The sequence below is a fragment of the Microcystis sp. LE19-41.2A genome, from assembly GCF_027530405.1.
In the GTDB taxonomy this organism is placed as follows: domain Bacteria; phylum Cyanobacteriota; class Cyanobacteriia; order Cyanobacteriales; family Microcystaceae; genus Microcystis; species Microcystis aeruginosa.
This window is the reverse complement of sequence record NZ_JAPZQJ010000503.1, coordinates 1-13,319: the sequence shown is the minus strand read 5'-3', so window position 1 is coordinate 13,319 and position 13,319 is coordinate 1. Positions and strand designations below refer to the sequence as shown.

The window sequence follows — 13,319 nt, the reverse complement described above, 5'->3', positions numbered from 1 at the left end:
CAACCCACATTCCGCACCCTAAGCTGTCACAGAGAGAAATTACGGAGAGAAAAAATCAAAGTGAGCATAAAAATAAACATAAGGAGCGAAAAAAGGCATTTGAGAAACAGTAAAGCACCAAAAATGGCATCAAAACCTATTCTCAATAAGGAGCAATAAGAATTAACACCACCTAGAGGAGTCAACAGATAAATAAAAGAAGAAATCCAAGAGATAAATCATAATTTAGAATAATCAATTAAAGTAAAAAACTAAATTATAGACATAGTAAAATGGAGCTATAAATCAAAGATATTAGCTCATATTCACTCATAGAAATTAAATTGATAGAGATAATAATTAGGTGGCTAATTGATAGTAACGTAAACAATCATCTGGTAAAAGACGCCAGATAAAATCTCTGTCCTTATTCCAATTAGAAATATGTTCCTCCTGATTGAGTGTAATCAAATGAATACAATGAAAGCATTGAAAAATCCAGCGTAAAGTAGGGGAATTAGTTGCTTTACCTAATTGATTTTTAATTGTTGATTTAGACTCTTTCAGAGCATTTCTAATTTGACGTTGAGCCAATGTATAAACCAAGAGACATAAACCCATAATCATTCCCATAGACTCTATTCTCTCAGGACTTTTAAGGAAAATACTATCTGCAAAAAATAATGGGTCTTTGAGAAAACCAAACCCCCGTTCACATGATTGTTGAGCTTTATATTCCCTGAGCATAGAATCATCACTAAGTTCCTGTGAATCTAAAACATTCGTAGCAATAATAAAACGTCCTGCACTCAGCAATTCTGTATTAATTTTACTTTCATCCTGGCAGACTGTAGCTGATATTTGGTAGGATATTTCATTTAGAGAATCTTTTTTATTAGATTTGGCTGGAGTAACCTTACTTTCGTTAATTTGGTGATATTTGAACTGGGTTGATAATTTTGATAATGCCTTGATAGCATCTGCTTCACAAGCAAATCTCTCTTGTGATAACTTTTTCAAATCAAGAACCGCTTTTGATTCGGCTTTGGTAATTTTTTGGGTGAGTTTACGCAGGTCTGATTCTCTTCTTTCTTGACTTTGTACTACTAACCATCTTGGTTCTATTCCTGCATAATTTTCGGTTTTTGATACTAATTTATATCCTGGTATTGTACTATCAATAAATTCTGATTCTGGTATTGTTGATATTAATGATTTTGCTGCTTTTATGCTTAATGGTACTCCACATAACCACTGTAAATCTGACATCATTTTCAGGTTTGATTCTGTATATAAGGCAGAGTCAGCAACCATGAGACTATTAACTTCTAATTGTTTGTGATATTCTACTGCTATTTGACCAAAACATGATGAGTCTGCTTGGTTTCCTGATGCTAGTTTCAAAAATATTGGGATGTCTCCATCTCCTGAACATATCATTTCTATGATGAACTGTTTTAAGTCCGGCCGATGGTCACGAGAATAACCATAAGTGATGGTTATTTCTTTTGGTGATTTTACTGCTATTTCTTCTAATTCTTGGTTATTTCCTATTTTTTGATTCTCAAATATTACTTCTGGTAAGCTAGTGTTATACTGCCCATGTACGTGGATTGATGATGAGTCTAGATGTGATGTTGATAGTGATACTCCAAATTTTTGGGCGGCTTTTACTGCGATGATGAAAAATATTGTATCTAATCCTTTTATAAATAGTTTATCCATGACTCTCCCCAATTTATCGTCGTTGAGATATTCTGGTTTTACTCCTGTTCCTATTAGATGTTCACAGGCGATTGTTTCAAAATATTCGGGAAACATATATAAGGGTTGGGAAACAAATCCTAACCCGTTGATTATCATGGCTTTTACTACTTGACCTGCATTTACTTTTTCGTCTTTTTCGACTCCTATCAATTCGTTTATTATTTCTACTATTCCGATTGAGTCTATTATTCCTGCCACTATCCCTAGATGGTCTATGTTCTGAATTTCTATTTCTTGGGGTTTTAATTTCACAACAGATTCCTCCACTACTTCTAAGTACCTAAGCAAAATTAATTACACATATCTAACCCCGCTCTTGCCTCTTGCCCCTTGCCTCTTGCCTATCTTCACTAGGAAATTAATTTTGCACGACTACTTATTGTAATCAATTATTTCTTGTTTTCTGAACAATTATTTTTTTCTCTTGAATTTTCTCTTTCTCGCTCCATACCCCTTTTAATGCTAGATATTCTCATTAACCCTTTTAACCTTTGAATTAATTTTAGTTATTATGTACTACTTTAATGGCTTTTTTGATCTGTGACAGTTGAGGGTGCGGAATGTGGGTGAAAATGGGTAAAAACCCACACCCCACACCCCACACCCCACACCCTGTCCCCACGAAAAACTTTTTCAGCAAACCCTAACTAGAGACTATGACAAAGGTTTAATTGTCACTAATCCCCCAGCAAAACCCTGAATATTCAACTCATAGCCATCAAGTAAACCCATACCAACTAATGTATCTGTCTCTGACTCATTGATTTCAATAGATTTGATCTGACCATCCCAGATCACAGTTGCCTCAAATACGTTAAACATACAGAGGCTTCCATCGCCCAAGATTCCCTCTTCTTGCATATACCACGTTAATCCTAGTGTTGTAATGATAGCGGAAGGCAACGTGAGAAATCCAGTGTAACCAGTGTCAATAACTGCTTTAATCGCTTGCCTCTGGTGATTTTCGCCTAGCACTACGAATTGAATAATTGCTTCTCGGCGCGAATTGACGCTCCCCATCATCATGGCGACACACTGGGGGAACGAAAGCCAAAACGATGGACGGCACGATGTCCAATGCGAATACCAAATATTTGTGCATCAGGAAAACGTATTAACAGTTGTTTAGCAGCTGTTAGGCTGTCGTCAGCCACTTCAAAAGCCCCTGTTTCGATGTCTATTGCTACAATCTTCCCATGATTCCCTTCCTCGATTTGGGAGCGTACCTGAGACTCATAGACTTCGTGTCCACGTCGGGCAAATTCTTCTTTGCTGTAGCGGGGTTGTCGAACTGTCATTGAAGCGACCCTGTGGCAACTTTTGCCTCTCTATTTTAACCTAAACATTGGGAATCTTCGCTAACATTCCTCAACTGGGCCCACAAGAGCGGCACCGCACCTAACCTCACAGCTTCAATCAATGTGCATGGTGCGTTCTCAAAAATCCCGCATTAGGGAACGCACCCTACGGCTGAAACAGTCCACTAGGGTGTGTTAGCGTTAGCGTAACGCACGAATTTTGAACATTAGATAAGGTGCGTTACTACGAGATCGGCTACAAGAGCGGCATCGCACTTAATCTTCAAGATCGATATGATGTAGGGTGTGTTAGCGTTAGCGTAACGCACGAATTTGTTGATTATCATTCAAGTTGTACATTTCATTAATACACTCTACGATCCAAATGTCTAATTATCGAAGACCTCATGTATTTGGAGGGACTTTCTTTATTACTCAAGTCACTTATCAGAGAGAGCCTTGGCTTTGTTGTGATGTGGCTAGAAAAGCGCTTAGGCAAGGAATCGAAAAGGTTAGAGTGAAATATCCTTTTGTGATTGATGCTTTTGTTCTATTACCTGATCATTTTCATTGTTTATGGACGTTACCAGATGATGATCAAGATTTTTCGGTAAGGTTACGATTAATCAAAACTTATGTCACAAACCATTATGGGCAGGCATTGGGGGTTAATCGTGAAGTTTCTCGATCACGGCAAAAACGAGGAGAAGGGAATCTTTGGCAACGCCGATTTTGGGAGCATTTAATCCGAGATGAACAAGATTTTGCAACACATTGCGATTATATTCATGACAATCCAGTGCGGCATGGTTTCTGTGAAAATCCTCAAGATTGGCAATATTCCAGTATCCATCGGTTTATCGCTCAAGGAATTTATCCCCAGGATTGGGGTAGTGGTGAACGTATAGCCAAGCCTGAAGGTTTTTGGGATGATTAAGCAATATAAATGTATCAAATGTAGTGGATTGTTTCAGCTAAAATAGGGCGATAGATTTCGGCTTAAAGTCTTAGATTATAGAATTTATAGCATTTTTCTAATACACCAAATTAGCTCAAACAGTCCAGTAGGGTGTGTTAGCGTCAGCGTAACGCACGAATTTTGAACATTAGATAAGGTGCGTTACATTTCATTAACCCACCCTACAAGATCGCACTCAAACAGTCCAGTAGGGTGTGTTAGCGTCAGCGTAACGCAGGAATTTTGAACATTAGATAAGGTGCGTTACATTTCATTAACGCACCCTACAAGATCGGCTACCTGAAATTTCAGCTATCTGTAATGAAATTTCATCTATCTGTAACCCTACAGGCCAAAATAGTTTAAAAATCCGTCGATAATTTCTAGGATAGAAGTAAAGACCATCCTTGCCTACTTTTTCTATGATCCTAGCCGCCGAAACTGGACTAAAAACCGCTACTCTAGACGTAAAAGGCATGAAATGCGCCGGCTGTGTGAGTGCCGTAGAAAGACAACTCAGCCAAAATCAAGGGGTAAAATCGGCCCAAGTTAACCTAATCACGGAAATTGCCGTGATTGAATACCAACCAGAAGCGATCGCACCAGAGCAGTTAGCCGCAAAATTAACCGCGATTGGATTCCCCACCCAACCGCGCAGCTCATCGACTCCCCTTTCTCAACAAAATCAACGTCGGCAAAACCAACAAAAAGAACAGCAACAACAATTATACCGATTAGCGATCGCTTGTTGTTTACTGGTTTTTTCCCTGATTGGTCACTTACACCACATCGGGGGACCAGAAATCCCCATCTTTCAAAGTATTGCTTTTCACTGGACTTTAGCCACCCTAGCCATTTTATTCCCCGGCCGCGATATTTTCATCGATGGTTGGCGCGGATTACGGCACGGGATGCCAAATATGAACACTCTCGTTAGTTTAGGCACAGGTAGCGCCTATATAGCCAGTTGTTTGGCTCTTATCTTGCCTAATCTCGGTCTAGAGTGCTTTTTCGATGAACCGGTCATGCTGTTAGGGTTTATTCTCCTCGGACGGACTCTAGAAGCGCATTCCCGTCATCGCGCAGCCGCAGACCTAGAAGCGCTTACTTCCCTACAACCGGCAGTGGCTCACCTGATTGGTAGTACAGATGACCGTGTGGGCGTGGCCATTCCCGTGGAACAGCTGCGCGTCGGGGAATGGGTGCGCGTCTTACCCGGAGAAAAAATTCCCGTGGATGGGGAGATTATTCAGGGAAGAACCACGGTAGATGAAGCTTTATTAACGGGGGAATCGCTGCCGGTGGTCAAGGAAATGGGAGATCTAGTCATTGCTGGCAGTTTCAATCTCTCTGGTGCGATTGCGGTGCAAACTCGTCAGGTGGGGACTGATACCACCCTAGCTAAGATTATCGCAGCCGTGGAATCAGCCCAAACTCGCAAGGCCCCAGTACAGAAGATAGCGGACCGGGTAGCGGGTTATTTTGCCTACGGAGTCATGATAATTGCCCTAATTGTGCTGCTCTTTTGGTATTTTTGGGGAACTAGGCTGTTTCCAGAGGTGTTAGGGTCAACCACAGGACACCACGAGATGATTCAACCCACTTCTCCCCTACTTTTGTCCCTAAAATTAGCGATTTCTGTGCTTGTGGTCGCTTGTCCCTGCGCTCTCGGTTTAGCCACACCGACGGCCCTACTGGTGGGAACCAGTTTAGCAGCCGAACGGGGCATTTTAATTAAAGGGGGCGATGTTTTGGAAACCGTCTCGCAACTGCAAACGGTGGTTTTTGACAAAACGGGAACCCTTAGCCAAGGTCATCCAGAAATTACCGATTGTTTGAGTTTTTCTATCCTTAATCCCCTGGAAATTCAACAATTAGCGGCAGTAGTGGAGAGTGGCACTAATCATCCCCTCGCTCAGGCGATTTTAGACGCGGTTACTCCCCCTACTAACCTGACGGGGGAAGATTTTCAAACTGTGGCCGGATTGGGAGTTTCGGCAAGGGTGCAGGGGTCGAAAATTGTTCTGGGAAATCGGCAATGGTTAGCCCAGAACGGCATTAAAATCGATGAAACTATCCTGGGCATTCAAGAGCTTTTACAAGCGGGTAAAACGGTGATTTATCTGGGGATGGAAGAACAATTACTCGGCGCAATCGCTTTTCAGGATCGATTACGTCCCGATGCTCAAACAACCGTTAATCAGTTGCAAAAACTCGGTTTAGAGGTGATTTTACTCAGTGGTGATCGCCAAGAAGTGGTGACAGCGATCGCTAATAGTTTGGGTATTAGCCAATTTTATGCCGAAGTTGCCCCCACCGAAAAATCCGCCTTAATTGCCGACCTACAGACAAAAGAGGGCAAAATCGTGGCTATGGTCGGGGATGGTATCAATGATGCTCCCGCACTAGGACAGGCTAACATCGGTATTGCTCTGGCCGGTGGCACGGAAGTGGCCATGGAAACGGCTGGGATCGTTTTAATTAGCGATCGCCTAGAGGATGTGGTACAATCTCTGCATTTAAGTCTGGCTACATGGCAAAAAATCCGACAAAATCTTTTTTGGGCTTTGGGTTATAATACCTTTGCTATTCCCATTGCCGGTGGTTTATTACTGCCCCGTTGGGGTCTAGCTTTCAGTCCGGCCCTAGCAGCAGCTTTGATGGCTTTTAGTTCGGTTATGGTAGTGAGTAATTCCTTGCTTTTACGTCGTCAATTTCCCCCGCTCACATCGACTAAGGAAGAGAATAGATAATCAGTTTTTAATAACTGGATTTAGTATAATTCTCCCTCTCTGCTGCTCCAGGAGAGTCCTTCCACAGGGTCAATACCACTGGCTGCTTGACACCCCCCCCCTGAACAGTTACAGTTGTTAGACAGTGGAAGAGGCTTCTAGTTCCTGTGGACGGGCAAGATGGGCTCTTCTGGTTTCTGTGTGGAAACGAGGTCTATACTGATAGTTTCTTCCGCAAAATAGTCCTAAAAGTCTTGCCCAGTAAGCATTTCACGATTCCATAAGCAAAAATTATCACACAAAGTCGAGAAGAGCCCAAGATGCCCATCCCAAGTTTCATATTTAATTACAACCAGCTACTTACACTTAATATTTGATGTTTAATTAGGTTATTTTTCATGAATTTACTACAAAGTTTCTGGCGCAGATTTGAAAATCAAACCATTGTGATAATTAGTGTAATTCTTGCCTTTTTACTACGGCTGAGTCGCTGGCAAAACTCAACCTCGGATATGAAATATTACAGTAAGTGGTATGATTTTATCGTCCAGAACGGAGGATTTAGTGCTTTTAAATATGATTTTGCTAACTACAATCCTCCTTACTTGTATTTAATGGTTATTGCTTCTTATATTTATTCTAGTTTGCCTAAAATTCTTGCTATCAAGCTGATTACAATCCTTTTTGATTTTCTCTGTGCTTTTTTTGTTTATAAGCTAGTTCGCCTCAAATATTCTAGAGGCAAATTACCAATTATTGCTGCTATTATTGTCTTGTTTTCCCCTACAGTTTTTTTGAATAGTTCTTACTGGGGACAGACAGATATGCTTTATACATTTTGGTTAGTTGCCTGTCTCTATTATCTAGCTATTGAGCGAAATATATTAGGATTAATATGTTTTGGTATCGCTGTTTCTTTTAAGCAACAAGCAATGTTTTTTGCGCCTTTTTTAATCATGCTTGGTGTCAAAAAATATATCTCTTGGTCTTCATTATTAATTGTTCCCTTAGTATATTTTATCTCTCTAGTTCCAAGTTGGATGGCAGGCAGATCAATAAACAGTTTATTGTCAATTTATCTCAATCAAGCCGGAACATTTAAATATCTGACATTAAATGCTCCTAATCTATATCTATGGATTTCCAATCAATTTTATTCAAGGGTTGTTCCCCTGGGATCATTGCTGACAGTAACTGTTATTGTGTACCTCGTTTACATAATTTACAAAAGTCACCTTAAAATTACTACACCAGTAATGATTCAACTGGCTCTTATCTCAGTCTTGGTTGTCCCTTATGTACTGCCGAAGATGCACGAAAGATACTTTTTTGCTGCCGATGTTATTTCCATTATTTTTGGTTTTTATTACCCCCGTTATTTTTTCGTGCCAATTATTATTAATCTTGTATCTCTCTTCAGTTATTTTCCTTATCTAATGCGTCAACATGGTGTAGGAGTGGAGATAGTTTCTTTGCCAATCTTGTCTCTCATTTTAGGATTGACAATATTAATTACTCTTTATCATCTACATCAAACTCTTCAGGAAGCTGAACAACAGAAATTACTCTAACAATTTTCCTTTCTGTTATTGCCAGAGGACATAGACCTAGATCGATCGATCTTTGTGTCCTCTGTGTCTCTGTGGTTCCTTCCACTCCCTCGCTAGGAGGAATGTATCTTAGAATACATTTTACCCACCAAACCTGGGAGAGCCCAATTCCTGAGATTGTGGGCTCTTAGTCTAACAAAGCCCATGCACACCGACCGTCGAAACTGGATCGCTATGATGCAGAAGTTATCTGGCGTGGGTGATGGCCAGCGTTACCAGGAAAAGTGAATAAACATTATACTAAATTGGGTTACACTTCATCTTTAGGAGAAACGCTCTAATATAGATATTTCGACCAAATTGAGATGCACCCAATTTGGTATCATCTCTGGATGACCAGCTACTGTTCTGGCGTTCCCAAAAACTAGAGACTTCCCACCTCACCATTAAGATAACTGCTATAAGATGGTATTTTGTCCCTGTCTTTGTCAGTTGACGGAGACAGGAACAAATCGGGTTAAGCGGTAATTCTGGTCAGGGATTGACCTTGATAATTGTTGGTAATAATCTGGTGAATAGATTGGAAAAATTGCCGACAACGATTATTAGTTCTCAGGGGCAATTCATGATTTTTTACCAATAAATCGATCTGAAGTTCCGAGCTAGTGGGAGGATGAATAAACAATTCCACTTTCACTAACTGGGGAAAGAAAGCATCGTTAGGAACTTCCGATAAAAGCAAGACATCGGTCCGGCGCTTGATGATTTCAAATTCACCCAAACTTAATATATCATCGTATAAAAACCCGGTCTGATGAGGAGAAATCCCGACAAAATAGGAACAGCAATAGCGAGCCATGGCAGGGAAAAGATGATAAATTGGTCAAGGTTAATCGGTCAAAATCAGGCCATTGAACTACTACAAAGAGCGCTTGAAGTCAATTCGATCGCTCCCGCTTACTTATTCGCCGGCGCTAAGGGGATTGGACGCAATCTAGCAGCAAAATGTTTCTGTCAAGACTTGTTAACTAGAGATCGATCTCCGGAAACAAGGGAATTAATCCTGAAACGCTTTTTAGGGGGCAATCATCCCGATTTACTCTGGATTGAACCCACTTATCAACACCAAGGCAAACTGCTCACCGCAAAAGAAGCACAGGAAAGCAATCTCAAGCGTAAAGCTCCCCCGCAAATCCGCATCGAACAAATTCGCGAGATTACTAACTTTTTAAGTCGTCCTCCCCTGGAATCGTCCCGCTCTGTGGTGGTGATCGAGCAAGCAGACACCATGACGGAATCGGCGGCAAATGCCCTCTTAAAAACGCTTGAGGAACCGGGAAAAGCCACTTTAATCCTGATTGCTCCCAGTCCCTCCTCTTTACTACCCACTCTCGTTTCTCGCTGTCAACATATCCCTTTTCAGCGTCTTTCGGAAGAAAATCTCGCTCAAGTCCTCCGCTCTAACGGACAAGCTCGCGTTCTCAATTATCCGGCAATTCTCGGTTTAGCCCAAGGTAGCCCCGGAGAAGCGATCGCCGCTTTAGAATTTCTCGACAGTCTCCCCCAAGATTTACCGCGATCTTTGAGCAAATTTCCCCTAAAACTCTCCCAAGCACTGGAATTAGCCAAAATTATTGCTCAAACTCTTGACACGGAAACCCAATTATGGTATGTGAGTTATCTTCAGTATGAGGATTGGCAACGACGACGAGAGCGATCGATTTTAGAAATCTTGGAAAAAACCCGCCGGCAGCTGTTAGCCTACGTTCAACCCCGTTTAGTCTGGGAATGCACTTTCTTGGCATTGGCCAAACTATCCACCGCCCAAAAGTCTTAAAATTGTTATATTTATCGATCGAGTGGGGAGAAAGACCATGAAAATGAAATCCTTAGTTTTGCTGATTCTGTTAACCTTGACTACGGTTTTAGGTGCTTGTCAGGGAGGAAAAGAAGCCGAAGAACCGAAAAACGTCCCTACCACGGTGGAATCCCCGCAAAAAGACGAAGATAGCGATAAAGACGGGGAAAAGCAGCAAAAAGACGGCAATAATCAACGGGATAAAAAAGACGATGACGATGATGATGACGACTAATTGTAAAAATCAAAAAATTATTGTTAGGGTTAGGAGTCAGTAGCCAGTAGTCAGTAGTCAGGAGAATTAAGAATGAGAATAATAATCAATTAAATTGTCTATAGCAATTCCCATAGTTGTGAGGTACAGAGTCTTAGGTTTTGAGGAGTCAGGAGTCAGGAGTCAGGAGTCAGGATTCGGGATTCAGGATTCAGGAGTCAGGATTCGGGATTCAGGAGTTAAGATTTTGGTGTACCTCATGAGATTGGGAAACGCTATATTTACAGATTTTAGGCAATTTAATCCTTATTTTTGCAGCTTTTGAACCCTTAATTGGGATAAAAAAATCGGGTGAGCTTTAACCCACCCGATCGCCTATAGATTGAAATCAACCTATAACTGTGGTACAAACTGTTCTTTTTCGGGAACGTAGGCGTATTCAGCCACAATCTGCCGGAATTCTTCCCCATTGATCGTTTCTTTTTCGATCAGCAGGTCCACCACTCGATCGATCACTTCGCGATGATCGCGGACAATTTGCCGAGAAATTTCATGGCAGTGTTCCACGATCGATCGCACCTGATCATCGATGCGAGTAGCGACCTTCTCAGAATACTCGGAACGAGTCATCAAACCGCCACCGAGGAACACTTCACCCCCTTGACTTTCTAGGGACAAAGGACCCAAATCGCTCATCCCGAAACGAGTCACCATCTGACGCGCCATATCAGAGACTTGCTGTAAATCGCCACCGGCACCGGTAGTCACCTCATCATAGCCGAAGATTTCTTCCTCGGCCGCCCGACCACCTAAAGCACCGGAAATCCGGGCCATTAACTGAGCTTTCGTGGTTAAACCCTGTTCTTCGTTGGGAGTGAACCAAGTTAAACCCTGGGCCTGTCCCCGGGGAATCAGAGTCACTTTCTGGACGGGATCGTGATCTTTTAAGAGCGTACCCACGATCGCATGACCCACTTCATGGTAAGCGATTAAGCGCTTGCTCTTGCTATCGACTAAAGGAGTACCTTCCATACCCGCGATAACGCGATCTACCGCGTCATCTATCTCTAGGAGGGTAATGGCTTCTTTGCGACGACGGGCGGTTAAAATTGCCGCTTCGTTGAGTAAATTGGCTAAATCTGCTCCACTAAACCCTGGAGTGCGACGGGCGATCGCTTCGATGGAAACGTCGTTGGCCAGCTTTTTATTGCGGGCGTGAACGTCTAAAATCTCTAAACGACCTTTAAAATCGGGTGCATCCACGGTTACTTGGCGATCAAAACGGCCCGGACGCATGAGAGCGGAATCGAGAACATCGGGGCGGTTAGTGGCGGCAATGATGATAATTCCCGTATTCCCCTCGAAACCGTCCATTTCTGTCAATAATTGGTTCAGGGTTTGTTCCCGTTCATCGTTACCGCCACCGATACCGGCACCCCGTTGACGACCTACCGCGTCAATTTCATCGATAAATATTAAACAGGGAGCATTTTCCTTGGCCTTTTTGAACAAATCGCGCACGCGAGAAGCACCGACACCGACAAACATTTCCACAAATTCCGAACCGGAAATGCTGAAGAAAGGTACACCCGCTTCACCGGCGATCGCTTTGGCTAACAGGGTTTTACCCGTACCAGGAGGACCAACTAAAAGGACTCCTTTGGGGATTTTGGCACCAACGGCGGTAAATTTCTCCGGTTGTTTGAGGAAAGTGACGACTTCCTGTAATTCTTCCTTCGCTTCGTCAATTCCTGCCACATCATCAAAGGTGATGCCGGTTTTTGCTTCCATCTGGAAACGAGCTTTTGATTTGCCAAAACTCATCGCTTGACCGGGGCCGCCTGGCATATTATTAGAACGGCGGAACAGGAAAAAGAGAGCGGCAATCAGCAAAAAGGGGAAAAGTAGATTACCGAGGAATCCCCACCAAGCGCCGTCATTCCGCATCGGGTGTGCATCGAAACTAATTTTAGAATCCCGTAAACGGGCGATTAAATCGGGGGAATTGGCCGGTAAATCGACCCGTAGGCGTTGTACTCGGTTTTCTAGTTCTGGATCTAGGGCCTGTACGATCGCGGTTCGGCCCCCTTCGTAGAGATCGACGCTAACAACCCTACCACTGTCTAGGTATTCTAGAAAGCGTCCGTAGGTCATGCGGGTAGTGGCGGTGTTATTGCCGATATTACCGGTGGCCGTGGCAAAAGTGCCTTGCCAGAGGAAAAAACCGACCACAAGGGCGGGCAATGTCCACAGTAAAATCGTTTTCCAGGATAGTTTCATGTTTGTTTAGTGGTTCTAGGATAAAGATTTTTGCTTAACTCATTTAGCTGTTTTTGTCAAGGATTTTACGTTATTTTTTCGAGATTAATCCCCGCAGCCAATTAAATCTTAACTAAATGTAACGTAATTCTCATAATTCTGACAAGAATGGTGACGAGAGATTTTTTTTAGTTCATTTGTTCTAGCAAGAGTCTCATGGTTTCTGGGATAAGCTGGATTAGAGAAGGACTATCTCGATGGTCAAGATTTAACAGTAGAAGTTTTTACTATTCTTTACTCTAGAGCGTGTAAACTACACAGTGTATAAGCTGTTCGCAATTTAAATCGTGGGTGAACGGTGTTGAAACCCTTGCCTTTTCTCGATCTGCTCGGAAATTTAGAGACTGAACAGCTTATCAAAAGCCACTGATTATCTGAGAGATTTATGACTCCAGAACATTTTTTGCAACTTTTACAACATCAAACTTCTTCCTTTGCTCAAACTGTGTCAACTAATGAAGGTGAATGGATTATTAAGGGTTTTATCGATATACATAAAAAAGTATGGTTCTTCGTTACTTGGTATGGTTCGATAGGGGGGCATAAATCGACTAAATCCTTATCTGGCAAGAGACTTAATTGATTAGTTCGCTCTAGAGCAAAAACAATTGACAAAAATCGCTAAATGCTTTTCTATATAAGGG

General features: G+C 42.2%; 10 protein-coding genes and 1 pseudogene. 5 read left to right on the top strand and 6 right to left on the bottom strand.

Annotation, left to right across the window (positions count from 1 at the left end; genetic code table 11):
- Nucleotides 1-339: 339 nt before the first annotated feature.
- From O9290_RS21090 to O9290_RS21080, 3 genes are all read right to left on the bottom strand, one after another.
- A complete protein-coding gene (locus O9290_RS21090; RefSeq protein WP_288055417.1) occupies nucleotides 340-1,998 on the bottom strand; it encodes an IS1634 family transposase in 1,659 nt (552 codons plus the stop codon).
- A gap of 402 nt (nucleotides 1,999-2,400) precedes the next feature.
- Nucleotides 2,401-2,772, bottom strand: coding sequence for a hypothetical protein (locus O9290_RS21085; RefSeq protein WP_002759059.1), 372 nt, complete (start codon nucleotides 2,770-2,772; stop codon nucleotides 2,401-2,403).
- The gene (locus O9290_RS21080) at nucleotides 2,769-3,044 is read right to left on the bottom strand and encodes a hypothetical protein (RefSeq protein WP_002733756.1); all 276 of its coding nucleotides are present in this window, start codon (nucleotides 3,042-3,044) and stop codon (nucleotides 2,769-2,771) included. Before O9290_RS21080 ends, O9290_RS21085 begins: the two co-directional genes overlap by 4 nt.
- A gap of 385 nt (nucleotides 3,045-3,429) precedes the next feature.
- Here O9290_RS21080 and O9290_RS21075 point away from each other — a divergent pair, with 385 nt between their 5' ends.
- The 3 genes from O9290_RS21075 to O9290_RS21065 all read left to right on the top strand — a co-directional run bounded on the left by O9290_RS21075 (nucleotide 3,430) and on the right by O9290_RS21065 (nucleotide 8,305).
- Nucleotides 3,430-3,981, top strand: coding sequence for an REP-associated tyrosine transposase (locus O9290_RS21075; RefSeq protein ID WP_288057121.1), 552 nt, complete (start codon nucleotides 3,430-3,432; stop codon nucleotides 3,979-3,981).
- 443 nt (nucleotides 3,982-4,424) lie between these two features.
- Entirely contained in the window at nucleotides 4,425-6,755 is a 2,331-nt protein-coding gene (locus O9290_RS21070) for a heavy metal translocating P-type ATPase (RefSeq protein ID WP_288056192.1), read from the top strand.
- A gap of 377 nt (nucleotides 6,756-7,132) precedes the next feature.
- Complete coding sequence (locus O9290_RS21065; protein ID WP_288056184.1) at nucleotides 7,133-8,305, top strand: putative hexosyltransferase; 1,173 nt, start codon at nucleotides 7,133-7,135, stop codon at nucleotides 8,303-8,305.
- Between the two features lie 496 nt (nucleotides 8,306-8,801).
- Here O9290_RS21065 and O9290_RS21060 read toward each other — a convergent pair whose 3' ends face one another.
- Nucleotides 8,802-9,143 (bottom strand): hypothetical protein, encoded by a 342-nt coding sequence (locus O9290_RS21060; protein ID WP_288056186.1) that lies wholly within the window; start codon nucleotides 9,141-9,143, stop codon nucleotides 8,802-8,804.
- A 12-nt stretch (nucleotides 9,144-9,155) separates the two neighbouring features.
- Here O9290_RS21060 and holB point away from each other — a divergent pair, with 12 nt between their 5' ends.
- Together holB and O9290_RS21050 are read left to right on the top strand one after the other, a co-directional pair.
- Nucleotides 9,156-10,121: a DNA polymerase III subunit delta' gene (holB, locus tag O9290_RS21055; protein WP_288056189.1), complete on the top strand. Its 966-nt coding sequence runs from the start codon at nucleotides 9,156-9,158 to the stop codon at nucleotides 10,119-10,121.
- A gap of 37 nt (nucleotides 10,122-10,158) precedes the next feature.
- Nucleotides 10,159-10,377 carry a hypothetical protein gene (locus O9290_RS21050; RefSeq protein ID WP_002759065.1) on the top strand — a complete coding sequence of 73 codons (219 nt, stop codon included), beginning with the start codon at nucleotides 10,159-10,161 and terminating at the stop codon, nucleotides 10,375-10,377.
- A 372-nt stretch (nucleotides 10,378-10,749) separates the two neighbouring features.
- Here the strand turns inward: O9290_RS21050 and ftsH2 are convergent, their stop codons facing one another.
- Nucleotides 10,750-12,636 carry an ATP-dependent zinc metalloprotease FtsH2 gene (ftsH2, locus tag O9290_RS21045; protein ID WP_103113280.1) on the bottom strand — a complete coding sequence of 629 codons (1,887 nt, stop codon included), beginning with the start codon at nucleotides 12,634-12,636 and terminating at the stop codon, nucleotides 10,750-10,752.
- A gap of 477 nt (nucleotides 12,637-13,113) precedes the next feature.
- Nucleotides 13,114-13,296: pseudogene (locus O9290_RS21040) on the bottom strand (hypothetical protein); the annotation flags it as partial.
- Nucleotides 13,297-13,319: the final 23 nt, after the last annotated feature.

What these genes read in the sequence shown, in the direction of transcription:
- O9290_RS21085 (WP_002759059.1), bottom strand. Translation starts at nt 2,772, where the DNA reads ATGATGATGGGGAGCGTCAATTCGCGCCGAGAAGCAATTATTCAATTC.
- O9290_RS21080 (WP_002733756.1), bottom strand. Translation starts at nt 3,044, where the DNA reads ATGACAGTTCGACAACCCCGCTACAGCAAAGAAGAATTTGCCCGACGT.
- O9290_RS21075 (WP_288057121.1), top strand. Translation starts at nt 3,430, where the DNA reads ATGTCTAATTATCGAAGACCTCATGTATTTGGAGGGACTTTCTTTATT.
- O9290_RS21070 (WP_288056192.1), top strand. Translation starts at nt 4,425, where the DNA reads ATGATCCTAGCCGCCGAAACTGGACTAAAAACCGCTACTCTAGACGTA.
- O9290_RS21065 (WP_288056184.1), top strand. Translation starts at nt 7,133, where the DNA reads ATGAATTTACTACAAAGTTTCTGGCGCAGATTTGAAAATCAAACCATT.
- O9290_RS21060 (WP_288056186.1), bottom strand. Translation starts at nt 9,143, where the DNA reads ATGGCTCGCTATTGCTGTTCCTATTTTGTCGGGATTTCTCCTCATCAG.
- holB (WP_288056189.1), top strand. Translation starts at nt 9,156, where the DNA reads ATGATAAATTGGTCAAGGTTAATCGGTCAAAATCAGGCCATTGAACTA.
- O9290_RS21050 (WP_002759065.1), top strand. Translation starts at nt 10,159, where the DNA reads ATGAAAATGAAATCCTTAGTTTTGCTGATTCTGTTAACCTTGACTACG.
- ftsH2 (WP_103113280.1), bottom strand. Translation starts at nt 12,636, where the DNA reads ATGAAACTATCCTGGAAAACGATTTTACTGTGGACATTGCCCGCCCTT.